Origin of the sequence: Microbacterium sp. K41 (assembly GCF_004794395.1) — a bacterium.
Lineage (GTDB): Bacteria > Actinomycetota > Actinomycetes > Actinomycetales > Microbacteriaceae > Microbacterium > Microbacterium sufflavum.
On sequence record NZ_SSDO01000426.1, the window covers coordinates 16013 to 34986 of the forward strand.

The 18974-nt window shown below is 71.1% G+C and carries 17 protein-coding genes; 3 read left to right on the forward strand and 14 right to left on the reverse strand.

Annotated features, from left to right (window positions below):
• Positions 1 to 5 precede the first annotated feature (5 nt).
• The 3 genes from DW309_RS13460 to DW309_RS13470 all read right to left on the reverse strand — a co-directional run bounded on the left by DW309_RS13460 (position 6) and on the right by DW309_RS13470 (position 2615).
• A complete protein-coding gene (locus DW309_RS13460; RefSeq protein ID WP_136035076.1) occupies positions 6 to 560 on the reverse strand; it encodes a YceI family protein in 555 nt (184 codons plus the stop codon).
• A gap of 179 nt (positions 561 to 739) precedes the next feature.
• Positions 740 to 1108, reverse strand: a complete 369-nt coding sequence (locus DW309_RS13465) for an FKBP-type peptidyl-prolyl cis-trans isomerase (RefSeq protein ID WP_136035078.1) — start codon at positions 1106 to 1108, stop codon at positions 740 to 742.
• Positions 1109 to 1313: 205 nt separating this feature from the next.
• The gene (locus DW309_RS13470; RefSeq protein WP_240745440.1) at positions 1314 to 2615 is read right to left on the reverse strand and encodes a PrsW family intramembrane metalloprotease; all 1302 of its coding nucleotides are present in this window, start codon (positions 2613 to 2615) and stop codon (positions 1314 to 1316) included.
• Between the two features lie 89 nt (positions 2616 to 2704).
• Between DW309_RS13470 and DW309_RS13475 the strand changes: the two genes are divergently transcribed.
• Positions 2705 to 3574, forward strand: coding sequence for a fumarylacetoacetate hydrolase family protein (locus DW309_RS13475; protein WP_136045663.1), 870 nt, complete (start codon positions 2705 to 2707; stop codon positions 3572 to 3574).
• A 69-nt stretch (positions 3575 to 3643) separates the two neighbouring features.
• Here DW309_RS13475 and DW309_RS13480 read toward each other — a convergent pair whose 3' ends face one another.
• From DW309_RS13480 to DW309_RS13495, 4 genes are read right to left on the reverse strand one after another with little or no spacing between them, the layout of a single operon-like run.
• Positions 3644 to 5104 carry an aspartate ammonia-lyase gene (locus tag DW309_RS13480; protein ID WP_136035081.1) on the reverse strand — a complete coding sequence of 487 codons (1461 nt, stop codon included), beginning with the start codon at positions 5102 to 5104 and terminating at the stop codon, positions 3644 to 3646.
• Positions 5105 to 5155: 51 nt separating this feature from the next.
• A complete protein-coding gene (locus DW309_RS13485) occupies positions 5156 to 6085 on the reverse strand; it encodes a phosphodiesterase (protein ID WP_136035084.1) in 930 nt (309 codons plus the stop codon).
• A 59-nt stretch (positions 6086 to 6144) separates the two neighbouring features.
• Positions 6145 to 6480, reverse strand: coding sequence for a peptidase (locus DW309_RS13490; protein ID WP_136045664.1), 336 nt, complete (start codon positions 6478 to 6480; stop codon positions 6145 to 6147).
• Positions 6477 to 7883: an inorganic phosphate transporter gene (locus DW309_RS13495; protein WP_136045665.1), complete on the reverse strand. Its 1407-nt coding sequence runs from the start codon at positions 7881 to 7883 to the stop codon at positions 6477 to 6479. Before DW309_RS13495 ends, DW309_RS13490 begins: the two co-directional genes overlap by 4 nt.
• 152 nt (positions 7884 to 8035) lie before the next feature.
• On the opposite strand from DW309_RS13495, the gene DW309_RS13500 reads away from it, so the two are divergent.
• Complete coding sequence (locus DW309_RS13500) at positions 8036 to 10135, forward strand: S9 family peptidase (RefSeq protein WP_136045666.1); 2100 nt, start codon at positions 8036 to 8038, stop codon at positions 10133 to 10135.
• An 11-nt stretch (positions 10136 to 10146) separates the two neighbouring features.
• Here the strand turns inward: DW309_RS13500 and DW309_RS13505 are convergent, their stop codons facing one another.
• The 6 genes from DW309_RS13505 to truB all read right to left on the reverse strand — a co-directional run bounded on the left by DW309_RS13505 (position 10147) and on the right by truB (position 16438).
• Complete coding sequence (locus DW309_RS13505) at positions 10147 to 11175, reverse strand: 6-phosphofructokinase (protein WP_136035092.1); 1029 nt, start codon at positions 11173 to 11175, stop codon at positions 10147 to 10149.
• A 209-nt stretch (positions 11176 to 11384) separates the two neighbouring features.
• Positions 11385 to 13529 carry a DEAD/DEAH box helicase gene (locus DW309_RS13510; RefSeq protein ID WP_136035094.1) on the reverse strand — a complete coding sequence of 715 codons (2145 nt, stop codon included), beginning with the start codon at positions 13527 to 13529 and terminating at the stop codon, positions 11385 to 11387.
• Between the two features lie 209 nt (positions 13530 to 13738).
• Entirely contained in the window at positions 13739 to 14689 is a 951-nt protein-coding gene (locus DW309_RS13515) for a bifunctional riboflavin kinase/FAD synthetase (protein ID WP_136045667.1), read from the reverse strand.
• Entirely contained in the window at positions 14686 to 15123 is a 438-nt protein-coding gene (locus DW309_RS13520; protein ID WP_205812769.1) for a hypothetical protein, read from the reverse strand. The genes DW309_RS13515 and DW309_RS13520 overlap by 4 nt, the downstream gene beginning before the upstream one ends.
• A 56-nt stretch (positions 15124 to 15179) precedes the next feature.
• Complete coding sequence (locus DW309_RS13525; protein WP_136045668.1) at positions 15180 to 15548, reverse strand: hypothetical protein; 369 nt, start codon at positions 15546 to 15548, stop codon at positions 15180 to 15182.
• Positions 15545 to 16438, reverse strand: coding sequence for a tRNA pseudouridine(55) synthase TruB (truB, locus tag DW309_RS13530; protein WP_136045669.1), 894 nt, complete (start codon positions 16436 to 16438; stop codon positions 15545 to 15547). The genes DW309_RS13525 and truB overlap by 4 nt, the downstream gene beginning before the upstream one ends.
• Positions 16439 to 16580: 142 nt before the next feature.
• Between truB and DW309_RS13535 the strand changes: the two genes are divergently transcribed.
• Positions 16581 to 17447, forward strand: a complete 867-nt coding sequence (locus DW309_RS13535) for an iron-sulfur binding domain-containing protein (protein WP_136045671.1) — start codon at positions 16581 to 16583, stop codon at positions 17445 to 17447.
• A gap of 7 nt (positions 17448 to 17454) precedes the next feature.
• Here DW309_RS13535 and DW309_RS13540 read toward each other — a convergent pair.
• On the reverse strand, positions 17455 to 18974 hold a 1520-nt coding region (locus tag DW309_RS13540), incomplete at its 5' end, for a helix-turn-helix domain-containing protein (protein ID WP_136045670.1).

The window sequence follows — 18974 nt, forward strand, 5'->3', positions numbered from 1 at the left end:
GGCGATCAGTCCTGCTGCAGCGCTCCCTGCAGGTCGAGGTTGATCGTGACGTCCTTGCCCACGAGCACGCCGCCGGTCTCGAGCGCCGCGTTCCAGGTGAGGCCGAAGTCCTCGCGGTTGATGACCGTCTTCGCCGAGGCGCCCGCCTTGTAGTTGCCCCACGGGTCGCTGCCGAAGCCGCCGAAGTCGAGCTCGAACGTGACCGGCTTCGTGATGCCGCGGATCGTGAGGTCGCCGTCGACCAGCAGGTCGCCGCCCTCGACGCGCGCACCGGTCGACACGAACTCCATCGTGGGGTAGTTCTCGGTGTCGAAGAAGTCCGCCGAGCGGAGGTGCTGGTCGCGGCCCTCGTCCTTCGTATCCACCGACGTCACGTCGACGCTCGCCTCGACCTTGGCCTCGAGCGGGTTCTCCGGAGCCACGAGCGTCGCGCTCTTCACGCCGAACGTGCCGCGCACCTTCGAGATCATCATGTGACGGACGCTGAAGGTGACCTCGCTGTGCGCGGGGTCGAGGACCCAGGTGCCGGGGCGGTAGCCGGGGATGTCGATGCTGGTCATGGGTTTCTCCTCGGAGACATCGGCCGCGCGGAGGCGGCGTACGGACAGGGCCGCGATCGCGGCGTCCTCCAGCCCAACCTACATTCACGCGAATGTATTCCCGTGCATGCACACGCATTCCGGAAAGACAGAACGCCCCTCCTGGCGAGAGGAGAGGCGCTCGAGATGTCGCGTCGGGATCAGCCCACGGCGACGAGGTCGATGATGAAGATCAGCGTCTTGCCAGACAGGAAGTGTCCGCCGCCGACCGGACCGTAGGCCAGGTGCGGCGGGATGATCAGCTCGCGGCGTCCGCCGACCTTCATGCCGGGAATGCCGTCCTGCCAGCCCTGGATCAGGCCGCGCAGCGGGAACTGGATGGTCTCGCCACGGCCCCACGAGGAGTCGAACTCCTCGCCGGACTCGAACTCCACACCGGCGTAGTGGACGGTCACCGTGTCACCGGGCTTGGCCTCGGCACCATCACCCTCGATGATGTCGCGGATGACCAGCTCTGCGGGGGCAGGAGCGGTCGGGGCGTCGAACTCGGGCTTCGTGCGATCAGTCATGGCTCCATCCAAGCGGACCCCCGCGCGCCCGGTCAACGCGACGGCACCTGCTCACAGCGAACACCTCGACCGGGGGGGTGGCCTCGCGCCCTGCCCCTTGACACGTCCGAGGGGCCGGGTGCACCCTGGTGGCAGATCAACTCAGCGCCCGGGAGACATGCAGGCATCGCCGCAGCACCGGGCGCTGAGTCTTGCTCAGGGCGGATCAGTAGGCCAGCAGCGCGGCCCTCGTCGCGCGCGTGCGGATCAGCAGCGCCCGCTCGTCCTCGACCGCCAGCGGGTCGCGGCCGGTGATCGCCCGCTGCCGCACCGCCGCCAGCGCCGTCGCGTCCTTAATGAACTCGCGCATGAGCGGACGACGGTCGCCGCGCAGCTGCGCCGCCCACGTCAATCCCGCCTTGCGACCGGACGGCGTCGCGAGCATCGTGACCTCCTCCGGCGTGAACCAGCCCGCGGCGGCGTACTCGGCGAGCCGCGCTCTCGTGAGCCGCGCCTCCTCCCGCCGCAGCGCGATGATGCCCAGGATGAAGCCGATGAACAGCGGGACCTGCAGCGTGAAGTAGAGGCCGAAGAAGTCCGCGAAGGTCGCCGAGCCGTTCCACAGCGCGTGCAGGAAGACCGCGCCGAACCACCCGAGCAGTCCCGCGCCGAGGGCCGCCCCGGCGGAGGCGTGCCGGCGCGCGACGAGGCCGATCGCGAACCCCGTCAGCGACGTGAACATGGCGTGCGCGAAGGGCGACAGCAGCGCGCGCACCACGAACGTGGCGCCGAGCTGCTCGCCGCCACCCTCGATCAGGCTGACCGCGAAGTACTGGATGTTCTCGGTGAACGCGAACCCGGCCCCCACCAGCGCGCCGTACACCACGCCGTCGACCGGGCCGTCGAACGAACGGCGGGCGAGCAGGAAGACCAGGAACACCCCGAGGCCCTTCCAGAACTCCTCCACGATCGGCGCCTGTACGACCGCCGCCACCGCCTCCGGCACCGGGCCGAGCAGGATCGTCATCCCGACGTCGACCAGGAGCGTGAGGCCGACCGCCGCCACCGCGCCCCACGCGATCGCGAAGATCACGAGACGCTTCGGCTCCGGCTCCCATCGGTCGATCATCCGCACCCCGAGGAACACGATCGCCAGGGGGATCAGCGCGAGAACGAGCCCCACGGCCGACGCCGTCGGCCCCAGCGCCCAGCCGAAGTAGCCGATCAGCGCCAGGAGAAGGAAGCCGAGGAAGGCGAACAGCCAGAGCGAGACCGTCCTGCCCTTCTTCGTGGTCACGGGCAGGGCGGGCAGCGACTCCGCCGGCGACGGAGCGACCGGCGCCGGCGGGGTGTACGGCGTCGGCTGCGCCAGCGCGGACGCATAGCCGGGCTGCTGCCCGTAGGTCGCCGGCAGATAGGGCGACTGCGCATACTGCGCCGCCGAGTACGCCGACGGTGCGGGTTGCTGAGCGGGCGGCGGCGTGTATCGCCCGGGCTGCTGGGGGTCGGCCGGTCCTCCGAAAGTCATAGCCAAAGCTTATGGGGCACAAGCAACACCGCCCGGGTCTGGCCGAGTCCTCCATCCGCCCCGCCGCGGCCACCCGGTAGCGTAGAACCATGCGGTTCGCTCATCTGCGCCGTCCCGACTCCCCCCGCGCGGTCCTCGCCGTGGTGGACGACACGGACGCCATCCTCGTCTCCGATCTCCTGTCCGACGCTCCTGCCACGCTGCAGCAGCTGATCGAGCGGGGTGACGTCGCCCTCGACGAGCTGCGCACCGCCCTGGCCGACGGCACCGCTCCGCGTCACCCGCTGGGCGACTGGAGCTTCGACTCCGCCGTGCTCGCCCCGCCCGCCGTGCTCGCGGTCGGCCTCAACTACGCCGCGCACTCCAGCGAGCTCGGACTCAAGACCGACGCCGCGCCCACGGTGTTCACACTGTGGCCCAACTCCCTCACCGGGCACGATCACGTCACCTCCTGGCCACGCAGCCTCAGCGAAGCCGTCGACTACGAGGCCGAGCTCGGCGTGCTGATCGGCACCCCCGCGAAAGACGTGAGCGAAGCCGACGCGCTGTCGCACGTGTGGGGATACACCGTGGTGAACGACATCACCGCGCGGAACATCCAGTTCTCCGAGGCGCAGTGGTCGCGCTGCAAGTCGTTCGACGGCTTCACGCCCACCGGTCCCTTCGCGGTCACGACCGACGAGGTGCCCGATCCGCAGGACCTCCACATCTGGACGGTCGTCGACGGGCACACGGTGCAGGACGCGAGCACCGACCAGATGGTGCGCTCGGTCGCGAAGCTGATCGCGCACCTGTCGCAGTCGCTCACGCTGCTGCCCGGGACACTCATCTCCACCGGCAGCCCCGGCGGTGCGGGCTACTCGCGCGACCCGCAGATCTTCCTCCGCGACCACTCGACGGTCACGGTCGGCATCGACGGCATCGGCGAGCTCACCACGCACTGCCGCATCCTCGACTGACACCGGACACGCGGAAGGGGACGGGAGCCGCGGCTCCCGTCCCCTTCTGCGTGTTCGGCGTGCAGCGGGTCAGATCTGGATGAGGTCGTCGGGCGTGACGATCGGGATGGCCGCCGTCACGGCCTCCAGGCCCGACAGGCGCGCGGGCGAGAGCTGCTTGGTCACCTCGTCGCGCGACATGAGGCCGGCCTCGACCACCAGATCGGCGACGTTGCGGTTGGTGAGCAGCGCGGTCTTCGCGAGCGCGGCCGCGGCGGCGTAGCCGATGAAGGGGGTGAGCGCCGTGATCACGCCGACCGACGCGCCCACCATCGCACCGAGGCGGTCGCGGTTGGCGGTGATGCCCTCGACGCAGTTCACGCGCAGGGTCCACATGGCCTGACGCATCCAGGTGATGGACTGGAAGATCGAGTGCGCGATGACCGGCTCGAACGCGTTGAGCTGCAGCTGTCCGCCCTCGACCGCCATGGTCACCGTGGTGTCCGCGCCGACGACGGCGAACGCGACCTGGTTCACGACCTCGGGGATCACCGGGTTCACCTTGCCCGGCATGATGCTCGAGCCGGCCTGGCGGGCGGGGAGGTTGATCTCGCCGAGGCCCGCCTGCGGACCCGACGAGAGCAGGCGCAGGTCGTTGCAGATCTTCGAGAGCTTGATGGCGTTGCGCTTGAGCGACGACGAGAACGACATGAAGGCGCCGGTGTCGCTCGTGGACTCCACGAGGTCGGTCGCCGTCTCCAGGTCGAGCCCGGTGATCTCGCGCAGGTGCTTGAGCACGGCCGGCGCGTAGTCGACGTGCGTGGTGATGCCGGTACCGATCGCCGTGGCGCCCATGTTGATCTCGAACATGAGCGAGGCGTTCTCGGTGAGACGGCTGTGGTCCTCCCCCAGCGTCGTGGCGAAGCCGTGGAACTCCTGGCCGAGCGTCATCGGCACCGCGTCCTGCAGCTGGGTGCGCCCGACCTTGAGGATGTCGTGGAACTCGCTCGCCTTGCCCAGGAACGCGATGCGCAGGGCGTCGAGCTCGTCGAGCAGCGACCGCAGCGTGAGTGACAGCCCGATCTTGACCGCCGTCGGGTACACGTCGTTGGTGGACTGGCTGCGGTTGGTGTGGTCGATCGGCGAGAGGAACGCGTAGTCGCCCTTCTCGCGTCCGGCCATCTCGAGCGCGATGTTGGTGATGACCTCGTTCGCGTTCATGTTGGTCGAGGTGCCGGCACCGCCCTGGATGACGCCGACGGTGAACTGCTCGTGGAACTCGCCGTCGATCACCCGCTGCGCCGCGCGGTCGATCAGGTCGGCACGCTCGGCATCGAGCACGCCGATCTCCTTGTTCGCCCGCGCACTGGCCTGCTTGACCATCGCCAGAGCGATCACCAGGTCGGGGTACACGGAGATCGGCCGCTTGGAGATCGGGAAGTTCGCGTCGGCGCGGGCCGTGTGGATCCCCCAGTAGGCGTCGACGGGGATCTCCATGCTCCCCAGCGAATCGGTCTCGGTACGTGTAAGTGCAGGCGCGGCAGAAGCCATGTCACATCCTCGTGGGTCGTGGCGAATGGAAAAGTGGGGGATGCGACCAGTCTACGCCGGTCGGCGCGGCGGTTTCCGGGAGAACGCGTCGAGCCGCTGCTCCGGCGTGAGGGCGGCCATCCGCTCCAGCCACTCGGAGGAGAAGAAGTCGCCCGTGGGAGCGTCGACCACCGGGACGACGGTGTGGGTGATCGTGTCGGGATACACATGCACGAGCTGGAACGACTGCGCCGCGTCCATGCCGTTCACGTCGGGTGCCGGCCGGGCGACGTTCATCGTGTAGCAGGTCGCCGAGGCCACGCTCACCGGGACGCCGGCGAACACCCCGTGCGAGGAGTAGTGCAGGTGTCCCGCGAGGATCCCCCGCACGTCGGTGCCGCGGATCACCTCCGCGAGCTCGTCCTGGTGGCGCAGCTCGAGGATGTCGAACAGCGGCAGGTGGCTCGGCAGCGGCGGGTGGTGCATCGCCAGCAGCGTGCCGTGCGGCGCCGGCTCCGCGAGCAGTCCGGCCAGCCACTCGAGCTGACCGGGGTCGAGGTCTCCGTGGTGCCATCCGGGGACACTCGTGTCGAGCGCGATGAGCCGCAGTCCGTCCAGCTCCCACACGCCCGTCACCGGCTCCTCCGTCGGCTCCCGGTCGAGAAGCTCACGGCGCAGCGCGGGGCGTTCGTCGTGGTTGCCCGCGACCCACACGATCGGTGTGCCCCGGTCCGCGGCGACCGGCTCGAGCGCGGCTCGCAGTCGCCGGTACGCGTCGGGCTCACCGAGGTCTGCGAGGTCGCCCGTGACCACGATGGCTGCGGGCGCCGGATGCACGGCGCGGATCGCCGCGAGGGTGCGGTCGAACGAGGCCTGCACGTCGTAGCTCCCGCCGAGCAGTGCCCCTCCCGCGAGGAAGTGCGGGTCGCTCACGTGGATCAGGACGTGGGAGGCCGGGTCGTGCCTGCCGAAGACGTACGGGGTTCCGGGTGCCGCGGACATGACCTCAGCCTAGGGTCACGCCCGGACGCCGGGTCCGGACGCGCCAGGGCCGCGGGGTCTCAGTGTCCGAGGACGAGGAGGAGGATGCCGCCGATGACCGCCGCACCGCACAGCACGAAGCACGCGTAGGCACCCACGAGCGCGAGAGTCTTCTGTCCCTCGGTGAGCGGGCTCTTCTTCGCCGCCTTGGCCGCCTGCTTGGCCGCGCGCTTGAGTTCCTTCTCGGAGATCACGGTGATCGCGTCGGTGAACTCGGCGGGGCTCACGACGGGGGCCCGGCCGCTGCGGACCAGGAGCCGCAGTCCCAGCGCATAGAAGGTGACGATGGCCGCGGCGCCGATGAGGGCGGCGGCGAACACCTGGAAGAACGCGAGCCAGTCGATCGTGACGCTCATGCCGAGTCCCCGTTCCGCGTGATCGTGGCCTCGTCGGCGGCCGACTCCGGTGCCGGGGCCGGGGGCGGGGCGACGGGTGCAGCGCCGGTCTTCGCCGCCTTGGCACCGGCCTTGGCCTCCGCCTTCTTCTTGGCCTTGTTCTTCGCCTCCGCCTTCGCGCGGTCCTTGGCCTCGGCACGCGCCTTGGCCTCGGCCTTCGCGCGCTCGATGCGCTGCTGACGGCGCGTGGGCGGGGGCGTGTCCGGCAGCTCGATCGCGAGACCCGACTCCGCCACATCGCTCATCGCGTTCGCGTGCGTGACCGCATTGCGCCGCGAACGCAGGAACAGGCCCAGGATGATCGCGAGCGCAAGGACTGCATCGATCGCGACGCCCCAGGGGCCGAGCCACACGACCAGCAGGGCCGCGAGGGCGCCGACACCGCCGGCGGCCGGCAGCGTCAGCAGCCAGCCGACGCCGATGCGTCCGGCCGTCCGCCACCGCACGGTCGAGCCGCGGCGACCGAGCCCCGAGCCGATGACCGAGCCGGACGCCACCTGGGTCGTGGAGAGCGCGAAGCCCAGCGCGCTGGACGCGAGGATCGTGGCCGCGGTCGAACTCTCGGCGGAGAAGCCCTGCGCCGGCTTGACATCGGTCAGCCCCTTGCCGAGCGTGCGGATGATGCGCCACCCGCCGAGGTACGTGCCGAGCGCGATCGTGAAGGCGCACGCGACGATCACCCACAGCTCGGGCTCGTGGTGGGCTCCCGACTGCCAGCCGATCGTGATCATGGCCAGGGTGATGACACCCATGGTCTTCTGCGCGTCGTTCGTGCCGTGCGCCAGCGCGACCAGCGAGGACGTGAAGATCTGACCCCAGCGGAAGCCGTCGCGTCCGTCCGGCTTGCCGTCGTAGCGGCGCGTGACCGAGTACGCGATCTTGGTGGCCGCGAACGCGATGATGCCCGCCGTGATCGGGGCGATCAGCGCGGGGAGCACGATCTTCGACAGCACTGCGCCGAAGTCGATGCCGCCGAGGCCCGCGCCGACGAGCGTGGCGCCGATCAGGCCGCCGAACAGCGCGTGCGAGGAGCTCGACGGCAGGCCGAGCAGCCAGGTGAGCATGTTCCACGTGATCGCACCGATGAGTCCGGCGAAGATGAGCGACAGGAACAGTTGCGCCCCCGCCTCGAGGATCGCATCCTCGCGGATGATGCCGCCCGAGATGGTCTTCGACACCTCCGTGGACAGGAAGGCACCGACGAGGTTGAGCACGGCGGCCAGCAGCACCGCGGTCTTGGGCTTCAGGGCACCGGTCGCGATGGGAGTGGCCATCGCGTTGGCGGTGTCGTGAAAGCCGTTCGTGAAGTCGAAGAAGAGTGCCAGCGCGATGACGAGCACAACAATGAGGGCTGCGGTTTCCACCGTTCGCTTTCGGTCTTGAGGAAAGGGAATGTCGACGGGATCGACGTGACGAACGAAGAGTTCACCGTGGGTTTGACTTCCGTTTACCGGCCCCGGTAAATCCTCCCACCGTCCCCCGTGCCGGTCAACTCGACCTGGGATAGCGTGGAGCGGTGACTGACGCCCCGATCGCCGCCCGCCGTCCGACGTTCCGCACGCACCACGGCGACACCGTGGAAGACCCCTACGAATGGCTGCGCGAGAAGGACTCCCCCGAGGTCATCGCTCATCTCGAGGCCGAGAACGCCCACACCGAGACCGAGACCGCCCACCTGGCCGGACTGCGCGAGACCCTGTTCCAGGAGATCAAGGGCCGCGTGCAGGAGACGGATCTGTCGGTGCCGACCCGCCGCGGCGACTGGTGGTACTACAGCCGCACCGAAGAGGGCGCGCAGTACGCGATCCACTGCCGCGCGGCCGCGGAACCCGACGACTGGACTCCCCCGCGCCTGGAGCCCGGCGTCCCGGTGCCCGGCGAGGTCGTGCTGCTGGACGGCAACGCCGAGGCGGAGGGCCACGAGTTCTTCTCGCTCGGAGCCTTCGACACCACGGATGACGCGACGAAGCTCCTGTGGTCCACCGACTTCGAGGGCGACGAGCTCTACACCGTGCGCGTACGCGATCTCGCGACGGGCACCACGCTCGACGACGAGATCCCTCACACCGGCAGCGCCTTCTTCACCCCCGACGGCACGGGGGTGCTCTACACCACGCGCGACGAGGCCTGGCGCCCGGACACCCTGTGGCTGCACCGCCTCGGCACCCCCGTCGCGGACGACGTGCGGCTGTTCCACGAACCCGACGAGAAGTTCTGGCTCGGCGCCGGGATCACCCGCAGCCGCCGGTACCTCGTGATCGCGGTCGGGTCGAGCATCACGAGCGAGGAGCGCCTGGTCGACCTGTCCGGCGACATCACCGCGGAGCCGCGGCTGGTGTGGCCGCGTCGCGAGGGTGTGGAGTACTCGCTGGAGCACGCCGTGGTCGACGGCGAGGACCGACTGCTGATCCTGCACAACGACGGCGCCCTGGACTTCGAGCTCGTGTCGGTGACCGTCGCGGACCCGCAGGGCGAGCGACGCGTGATCCTCCCCCACGAGCCGGGACGGCGACTCCTCGGGGTCGATGCGTTCCGGGACTTCGCCACCGTGGAGTACCGCAGCGAGGGGCTCGAGCGGGTCGGCCTGCTCGACTACGCGACCGATGCGGTCGAGGAGCTCCGCTTCGACGAGCCGCTCTACTCCGCCGGCGTGAGCGGCAACCCCGAGTGGCACGCCCCCTTCCTCCGGCTCGGCTACACCTCCTTCGTGACGCCAGGCACGGTGTACGAGCTCGACCTCGCCACGCGCGAGCTCGTGCTGCGCAAGCAGGTGGCCGTCCTGGGCGGCTATGAGCCCTCCGCCTACGGCCAGCGCCGCGAGTGGGCGACCGCGGAAGACGGCACCCGCGTGCCGATCTCGCTCGTCTGGAAGCGGTCGTTCGGGGAGCCGGGTGCCGAGGCGCGCCCCGTGCACCTGTACGGCTACGGCTCGTACGAGCACTCGATCGAACCAGGGTTCTCCGTGGCGCGGCTGTCGGAGCTCGACCGCGGCGTGGTCTTCGCGGTCGCCCACGTGCGCGGCGGCGGCGAGATGGGACGGCAGTGGTACGAGGAGGGGAAGCTGCTGCACAAGCGCAACACCTTCACGGACTTCGTCGCGTGCGCACGGCACCTGGTCGCGGAGGGCACGACGACGCCCGCGCAGCTGGTCGCCGAGGGCGGCAGTGCGGGCGGCCTGCTGATGGGCGCGGTCGCGAACCTGGCCCCCGAGCTGTTCGCCGGAGTGCTCGCCGGGGTGCCGTTCGTCGACGCCCTGACCACGATCCTCGACCCGTCGCTCCCCCTCACCGTGATCGAGTGGGACGAGTGGGGCGACCCGCTGCACGACGCAGAGGTGTACGCCTACATGAAGTCGTACACGCCGTACGAGAACGTGCGCGAGGGTGTGCACTACCCGCGGATACTCGCCGTGACATCACTCAACGACACGCGAGTGCTGTACGTCGAGCCGGCCAAGTGGGTGGCCCGGCTCCGCGAGGCCGGGGCGACCGACGTGCTCCTCAAGTGCGAGATGGTCGCCGGGCACGGGGGCGTGAGCGGGCGCTACAACTCCTGGCGTGAGCGCGCGTTCGAGCTCGCCTGGCTGCTCGACACGCTCGGCCTCGCCGACGCCTGAGCCGCGGCGGGTCAGCCGAACAGCGCGGCGGCCTCGTCGTAGCGGTAGCGCGGCACCGTGTTCAGCTCGCCCAGCGCATCCGCGAAGGGCACGCGCACGATGTCGGTGCCCTGCATCGCCACCATCTGGCCCCAGGCGCCGTCGACGATCGCGTCGGCGGCGTGCAGGCCCAGGCGCGTTGCCAGCACGCGGTCGAACGCCGAGGGCGAGCCGCCGCGCTGGATGTGACCCAGGATGGTGGCGCGGGTCTCGATGCCGGTGATCCGCTCGATTTCCGGGGCCAGCAGGTCGCCGATCCCGCCGAGGCGCGGGCGGTTGAAGGCGTCGAGGCCCTTGTCGCTGTAGGCCTCCTCCATGCCCGTGAGCGTGAAGCCCTCCGACACCACGACCAGCGGAGCGCGGCCGCGGTCGTGTGCCCGCGTGACCAGCTCGGTGATCTCGTCGATGGACATGGGGACCTCGGGGATGCAGATCACGTGGGCACCGGCGGCCATGCCGGCGTGCAGTGCGATCCAGCCGACGTGACGGCCCATGACCTCGGCGACCATGCACCGCTGGTGCGAATCGCCGGTCGTCCGCAGACGGTCCATGGCGTCGGTCGCGATGTTCACCGCGGTGTCGAAACCGAACGAGTAGTCGGTGGCGCGCAGGTCGTTGTCGATCGTCTTCGGGACGCCGAGCACCTTGATGCCGTCCTTCGCGAGCCGGTCGGCCGCGGCCAGGGTGCCCTCGCCGCCGATCGCCACGATGCCGTCGATCTTGTGACCGTAGAGCGTCTTGGCGATGTTCTCGGCGCCGCCGCGCTCACCCTCGTACGGGTTGGTGCGGCTCGTGCCGAGGATCGTGCCGCCCACCTTCGACAGCCCCTTCACCTCGTGCCGGGTGAGGGGCATGAAGTCGCCCTCGACGACCCCGCGCCAGCCGTCGCGGATGCCGACGAACTCCAGGTCGTAGGTGGTGGTGCCCTTGAGCACGATGCCGCGGATGACCGCGTTGAGTCCGGGGCAGTCGCCGCCGCTCGTCAGGATGCCGATCTTCATGCTGCTGCCTTCGGAGGTTCGAGTGTCGGGAGGGGGAAAGGCGACGGTGCCTGGGATCGACCCTAGCGGCACGCCGCCCTCCGCCGCCATTCGGACGCGTCGAAAAACCAGGATCTTGACGCGTCCGACCCGCGGAATCCGCGAACTTTGAGATCGAAGCCCGATCCGAGGCGAATCCGGCGTTAAGAAGTCGCGTTCTTAGCGGAGGCTCAGCTCCCGCCGAGGGCCTCGCGCAGCAGGTGCATGAGGGCCGCCAGCTGCACCGACTCGCTCGCCGCCTCCTCGGTCGCCTCGCCGTCCAGCGCCCTGGCCGCGAGGCCCTGCTTCTGGTCGATGAGCTCCGCGATCTTGGTGTCGATCGTGTGCGCGGCGATGATGCGCCACGCCGTCACCGGCTCGTCCTGCCCGATGCGGTGCACGCGGTCGATGGCCTGCGTCTGCTCGGCCGCCGTCCACGAGAGCTCGGCGAGCACGACGTTCGACGCGGCCTGGAGGTTGAGCCCCACACCGGCGGCCGTCAGCGAGCACACCGCGATGCCCACGTCCGGGTCGCCGTTGAAGTCGTCGATCGCCTGCTGACGCACGGTCGTGGTCTGATCGCCGCGGATCGACACCGCGCGGATGCCCGCGGCGGCGAAGTGCGCCTCCGCCTGGTCCATGACGTCGATGTGCTTCGCGAAGAACACGACCTTGCCGACCGACCGCTGCAGCTGCGCCGCGTAGTCGGCCGCGAGCGGCGCCTTGGCCTGACCGATGCGGCGCACCATCGTGAAGACGTTGTCGCCTCCGGTGCCCGCGGCCTTCGACTCCTCGAGCTCGTTCTGAGCGACCAGGCGCACGATGTCGTCGTCGATCTCGCCGGGAAGGAGCCCGCGATCGCCCCGTGCCTCGATGATGCGGCGGTAGCGCGCGGCCAGCCGCTCCCCCAGCTCGCGCTCGGCCTGACGGATGCTGCGTCCGAACTCGTCGTCGAGCTGCACCGGCAGATCTGCGACGAGCTTGTCCGGGAGGTCGGCCGCGACGTCCTTCTTCTTGCGGCGCACGATGCCCATCGAGATCACCGCGTCCCGCGCTTCGGGATAGAACGCCTTGTCGGCGGGCGTGAACCCGGTCGCGTCGAGCTTCTCCATGAGCGCCGGTCCCGGCTTCTCGCCGTTCGTCCACCCGAGGAAGCGCCAGATGGCGTCGAAGTCCTCGACGTCGTTGATCAGCGGGGTACCCGTGAGCGCGAGCATCAGCGGGTCGTGTCCCGGCGTGCGCTCACGCACCTGCGCGGCCAGCGACAGCACGTTCTGGGAGCGCTGCGACGACAGGTTCTTGATGAAGTGCGCCTCGTCGACGACCATGCCCCGCAGACCGATGGTCGCGAGCCACGACAGGTGACGATCGAGGATCTCGTAGTTGACGATGAACACGTCGGCGAACGCGTCGATGTCGTCGCCGTCGCCCTGGATGACGGTCGCGCGGCGCTGCGGCGTCCACCGCTCCACCTCGCGCGCCCAGTTCATCTTCACCACGTTCGGCACCACGGCGAGCAGCGGGTAGGCGCCTGCGACGGATGCCGCCAGCACCGACTGCGCGGTCTTGCCCAGACCCGGCTCATCCGCGAGCAGGAAGCTGCGGTGCCCCGCGCGCACCGCCTCGAGGAAGCGCGACTGGTGCACCATCACGTCGAGGCCCTTGGGCGACACGTGATCGAACTCGGGCGCGGGCGGAAGCTCCATCGAGGCTGCCGCACCGCCGGCGCCGGTCTCGAACGCCTTGTACAGCGGCCCCATCAGCTCCCAGCCGTCGAGGCGGCGCCGGGGCGTGCTGGTCGGGCGCGGCGTGAGGTCGGGCGCGAGGAAGGGGTTGGCGAGCTGTCGCGACTCCACGGACGGCGGCGTCACCTGACGTTCGGCGATCGCGGCCGGCACCACGGGGGCCTGCACGGGCGCCTGGTCCGCGATGATGAGCTCCTCGGGCGGCAGCTCGGCGCCCGACTCCAGCAGCCAGTCGCGGCGCATGCGCTTGGCGACGGGCGACGTGGCCTGGTCGGCCTCCAGCAGCTGGATGAGCGAGGTGTCGCGCGCGGCCGTCTTGGCGAGGATCGTGGCGACGCCGTCCAGGCGCTTGAGCAGCTCGGTGCGCGCGGCGTCGGTGATCTCGGTGTCGGCCTTGACCCGCGCGCGCTCCTCACGCACCAGGAACGCGATGACCTGGAACTTCGTGCGGTTCGTCGGGCCCAGCTTGCCGCGCTGGGACTTCGCCTCGATCTCGCGCACCTTGCGCGCGAGGATTGGGATGAGGGGTGCCTCGTCGTCGCGACGGGACGTCTTCTTGCGCCGCGTGGCGGCGGTTGCCGTGGTCGGCATGCTCCTCCTGAGCCTGAAGGGCCCGGCGCCCCCAGGGAGCCGATGGCCGTTCTCGTCGTCCGCGTGTGGCGTGAGCCAGGACCGTGCGGACCGTGGATCGTCTCCCTCCGGCGCTCACGGCGGTGCGCGGGTCGGCGGGAGCCTGCTCCCATTCTATGTCATCGGGCCGACCGCCCGCGGAACCGCGCGCCGGAATCGCGGTGCAGCGGTCAGGACTCCACGCCGAGGATCGCCGCAGCCTGCGCCACATCGGCCGCCATCTGCGACATGAGCTTCTCGATGCCCTCGAACGCCACCATGCCGCGCAGCCGCTCCACGAACTCCACCGTCACGTCGTGCCCGTAGAGGTCGAGCCCCGTCTCCCCCAGCACGTGCGCCTCGACCTGGCGGACCGGCACGTCGTCGAACGTGGGGTTCGTGCCGACGGAGATCGCGGACGGATGCCGGATGCCGGTGTCGTGGTCGACCAGCCAGCCGGCGTAGATGCCGTCCGCGGGGACGAACGCGTCGACGATGGTCGAGAGGTTGGCGGTGGGGAACCCCAGCTCGCGGCCGCGCTTGAGGCCGTGCACGACCTCGCCGCGCACATCGGGAGAGCGCCCCAGCACCCGCGCGGCGCCCGCGACGTCGCCGTCCACGAGCAGCTCGCGGATCCAGCTCGACGACACGCGCCGCGACGACCCCTCGAGGTACACGTCCTCGACCACCTCGACCGTGAAGCCGTAGCGGGGGCCCAGCTCGCGCAGCAGCTCGGGTGTGCCTGCCCCACGATGCCCGAACCGGAAATCCGCGCCGACGAACACGGTCGACACCTGCAGCGCGCCCACCAGGATGTCCACCACGAAGTCCTCCGCCGAGCGGGCGGCGAGCTCCTCATCGAAGGTGAGCATCAGGGTCGCGTCGAGGCCCAGCTCGCCGAGCAGCTCGAGCTTGCGCTCCACCGTGACGACGTTCTCGGGGCACCGGTCGGGGCGCAGGACCGCGAGCGGATTGCGGTCGAAGGTGACGGCGACCGCCCGGCTCCCCGTGGCGGCCGCGGTGTCCTTCAGCCGCTGGATCACGGCGCGGTGCCCTCGATGCACCCCGTCGAACTTGCCGATGGCGACCGCGCTGGGTCCGAAGCCGTCCGGAACCTCCTCCGGACTGCGGAACACGATCACGCGACGGCCTCCACCGGGCGCTCCACCGCGACGGGGCGGTGCGTGCGCAGCCACCAGATGCCGAAGACGGGAAGCACCAGCGGCACGAAGAGGTAGCCGCGGCCGAACAGCGACCACACGGTCTCGTGCTGGAACAGCGCCGGAAGCAGGATGCTCAGCACCCCGACGACGAGAACGCCGGTGAGCTCGAACACGATCGCGACCCACGCCACGGTGTACCACCCGCGACGCCGGGCGAAGATCAGCGCCAGTGTCGCGAGGATGTAGACGAGCGCGGCGACGGCGGACAGCGTGTACGCGAGCGGCGCCTCATCGAACCGGCGCACGATCTGCACGAAGCTGCGCCCCGTGGCAGCCAGCGCCATGACGGCGTAGACGATCACGAGGACACGACCGATTCCGGTCATCCGGGTGGAGGGGGCGGTGGAGCTCATAGCGCATTCCATCCTAGAGCCGCGGCGGGACGCCGGACTCCGCGGGGCTCCCGCCGTCAGGCGACCTGGACCGTCCAGATGGCCTGCATGCGCCACAGCATGACCGCGATCGCGAGCGCCGCGACGCCCAGCACGACCGTGCTCCAGCGGCTGCGCTCCATCAGGGCCCACAGCACGGCGCCGATCGGCAGCAGCACGGCGGAGACCAGATACACCCAGTACTCGAGGAGATCGCCCGTGGGCGGGTTCCCCGAGAGCGGGGCGCCGATCGCGACGACGACCTGCCCGATCAGCAGCAGCTCGACGAGTGCGAGCGCGCCGACCGAGAAGTCGCTCGGCCGGCGCCCCGCGAGACCGGCCACCAGGCAGAAGACGCCGGCGGCGACCGCCACCGCGATCTGCACGATCGTGAACCACAGGATCATCGGACGGCCTCCGGCATGTTCATGGCGCTCTTGATGTCGGCGCCGCGTCTCTCGACGATGCCGACCAGCACGTCGTCCTGATCGATCGCCGCGACGAGGGCGCCGGAGAGCCGATCGGCCTGGCCCACCAGGCGTTTCCCGTGCCGCAGGTCCCTCGCCTCATCCGCCGAGACCGCGAGCACCGGGAGGATGCGGGACGCCGCCTGCGCCGGGGTCAGCGTCGGCGCGCCCTCCAGCTCGTCGACGCCCACCGCGTCCGCCGCGTCGAAGGGGCCGACCCTGGTCCGCCGCAGGGCCGTCAGATGGCCCCCGACCCCGAGCGCGGCGCCGAGGTCGCGGGCCAGGGAGCGGATGTAAGTGCCGGACGAGCAGTCCACGATCACGTCCAGGTCGATGTGGTCCTCGCCGCGACGGCTGGCGAGCACGTCGAACCGGCTGACGGAGACCTCGCGGGCCGCGAGCACGACCTCCTCCCCCGCGCGCACCCGGTCGTAGGCGCGACGTCCGTCGACCTTGATGGCCGACACCGCGCTGGGCACCTGGGAGATCTCCCCCGTCAGCGCGGCGACGCCGGCAGCGATCGCGTCGTCGGTGACGGTCGACCACGCCGCAGACTCGGCGACCGTGAGCGTGTCACCCTCGGCGTCGTCCGTGGTCGTGGTGGTGCCGAGCCGGATCGTGGCCAGGTAGGTCTTGTCGGCACCCACGACGTAGGTGAGCAGCCGCGTCGCACCCTCGACGCCGATCACCAGCAGCCCGGTCGCCATCGGGTCGAGCGTGCCGGCGTGACCCACCTTGCGGGTGCCGAAGGCCCGCCGCGTGCGGGCGACCACGTCGTGACTGGTGAGCCCGCCGGGCTTGTCGACGAGGAGGATGCCGGAGGGGACCATCCCTCCAGCCTACCGACGCGTGGTGCGCCGTCCGTGCGTCAGCCGCGCACCTCGTACGACGGCTCCGTGCCTCGGCCCGGTCGTCCCGACCCCGCTCGCCTAGGCTGGCGGGGTGCCCGTTCCGCCGTCTTCCCCCACGACGATGCCGAACCTGACGTCATGGTATCGATCGGCCGCCCGCGACCTGCCGTGGCGGCGCCGCGAGTTCCACGACGGCTTCGGCGCCTGGGGCGTGCTGGTCAGCGAGTTCATGCTGCAGCAGACCCCCGCCACCCGGGTCATCCCGCATCTGGACGCCTGGCTGACGCGGTGGCCGACCCCCGCGGCGATGGCCGAGGCGACGACCGCCGAGGTCGTGCAGCAATGGGCCAACCTCGGCTACCCGCGCCGTGCCCTGTGGCTCCACCGCGCCGCGATCGAGGTCGTCGAGCGGCACGGAGGTGTCGTGCCGCGTGACGTGGACGCGCTCCTGGCCCTCTCCGGCATCGGCGACTACACGGCACGAGCGGTCGCGGTGTTCTCGTACGGTGATCGGCACCCGGTCGTCGACACCAACACCCGACGCGTGCTGGCCAGGGCGGTCGAGGGGCGCGCACACCCGGCGCCGCCGTCCCGGCGCGACCTCGCCCTCATGGACGCGCTGCTGCCGGACGACGACGTGGAGGCCGCGCTCTTCAACGCGGCGACCATGGAGCTGGGCGCCACGATCTGCACGGCTCGGGCACCGCGCTGCGAGGTGTGCCCGATCGCCGAGCAGTGCGCCTGGCTGGCGGCCGGTCGACCGGACACCGGCGACGCTCGACGCCGCCAGGCCGCCTACGAGGGATCGGACCGTCAGGCCCGCGGCGCGGTGCTGCGCCTCCTCCGCGACGCCGCCCCCGACGCCGTCCCCCTGGCCGCGGTGATCCCGGAGTGGCCCGACGCCCGACAGCGCGACCGGGCGATCGACTCCCTCATCGCGGACGGCCTCGCCGAGACCGACGGCGAAGGGCTCACGCTCCCCCGGTGACCCCGGATCAGAGGTGACGCTCGGTGCGGTGGGCGAGAGCCGTGAGCTCGACACGGTTGCGCACCTCCAGCTTCGCGAACACGCGCCCGAGGTGCACCTCCACGGTCCGCACCGACACGCTCAGCTCTCGACCGATCTCGCGGTTGCCGGCGCCACGAACGGCCAGCATCGCGACGTCGAGCTCACGGGCGGTGAGCCGCCGCCTCCACACGCTGCGGCACACCGAGAGCCGCTCCGGCGCGGGGACGAGCTGCGCCGCGGTCGTGTCGAGCCGATCGATCCTGTCCCTGGCCGCCCGCGCCCACGCGTCCGCACCCGCCGCCTCGAACAGCCGCTCCGCCCGCTGCAGGTGCATCCGTGCGGCGAGATGGTCGTCACGGACCGCGTGCTGCAGACCCAGCACGAGCTCGACGCGCGCCCGCGCGAACGGGGAGCGCAGCGTGCGCGCCGTCTCCCGCACGTCGTCTCGCTCCGACGGCCAGCTCCCCGCCGACGCCGCCAGGAGGCGCACCCGGAGGTCGCGTGCCGCCGCGAGGTCCGGAGGTGTGACGGGCCCGGATGCCGCGCGCTGCACCTGCGCCGCGACAGCCACCTCCTCGAGCCCGGGAACACCGAGCACCGGCTCCGGAGCCCCGCCGTCGCGCCAGAGCTCCACCGCCGCCCCCGCCGCGTCCACCGCGCCCGCCAGGAAGGCCTCGATCCCGCTGTCGACCAACCCGTCGACGCCTCCCCCTACCGGAAGCACGGCCGTGAGGGCGTGGGCGACCGGTCCGATCTCCCCCCGCACGGCGAGATCGAGCCGCCGCGCGAGGACGACCCCCAGTCCCGCGAACGGAAGCGCGACCGGGAGCTCGACCGCGGCGCGGAGCAGCCGCTCCCGCGCCGCACCGATGTCACCACGCCACACCAGCAGCAGCGTCTCGGCCACCGCCCGATAGGCGCGCACGAGCGGACTGCGCTCGAGCCCCGGCACCAGATGGTCCGGTTCGAGATCGGCCAGGCGCGAGTCGTCGCGCAGCAGGCGCAGCCCCTGCTCGATGTCACCGCGAGCGGCGAGTCGGAGCGCCCGGAGCAGGGTTCCGCACAGCGGCCCCTCCCCCTCTCCATCGCCGACCTCGCTGTCCCCCGCGAGAAGCCAGCACAGGGCGACGACGGGCTCCCGCAGCTCGGTCTCGGCCCCGACGACCGCGGCTCCCTCGCGCACCGCGTCGAGCCACAGGCGCATCGGGGCCCGGTCTCCTCGTTCCGCGCACAGCAGCGCCGCGAGCCCGGCCGCTCTCGTCCAGTCGCGCCACGCCGCCCGACCCTTCGCGCTGCGCGGTCGGAACAGCGCCGGATCGATATCCGGCACCGCGCCCAGCACGAACGTCTGCGCCACCAGCAGTCCCCCGAGCGCCCGTCCCCGGAGCCGCGCCGACGCGCGGGGATACAGGCTGCCGAGATCGTGCACGGCATCCCCGGCGAGACCCGCGCCGACAGCCGCGAGACCGGCGAGCAGCATCGCCCCGTCCCGCCGGCGGCCCGACA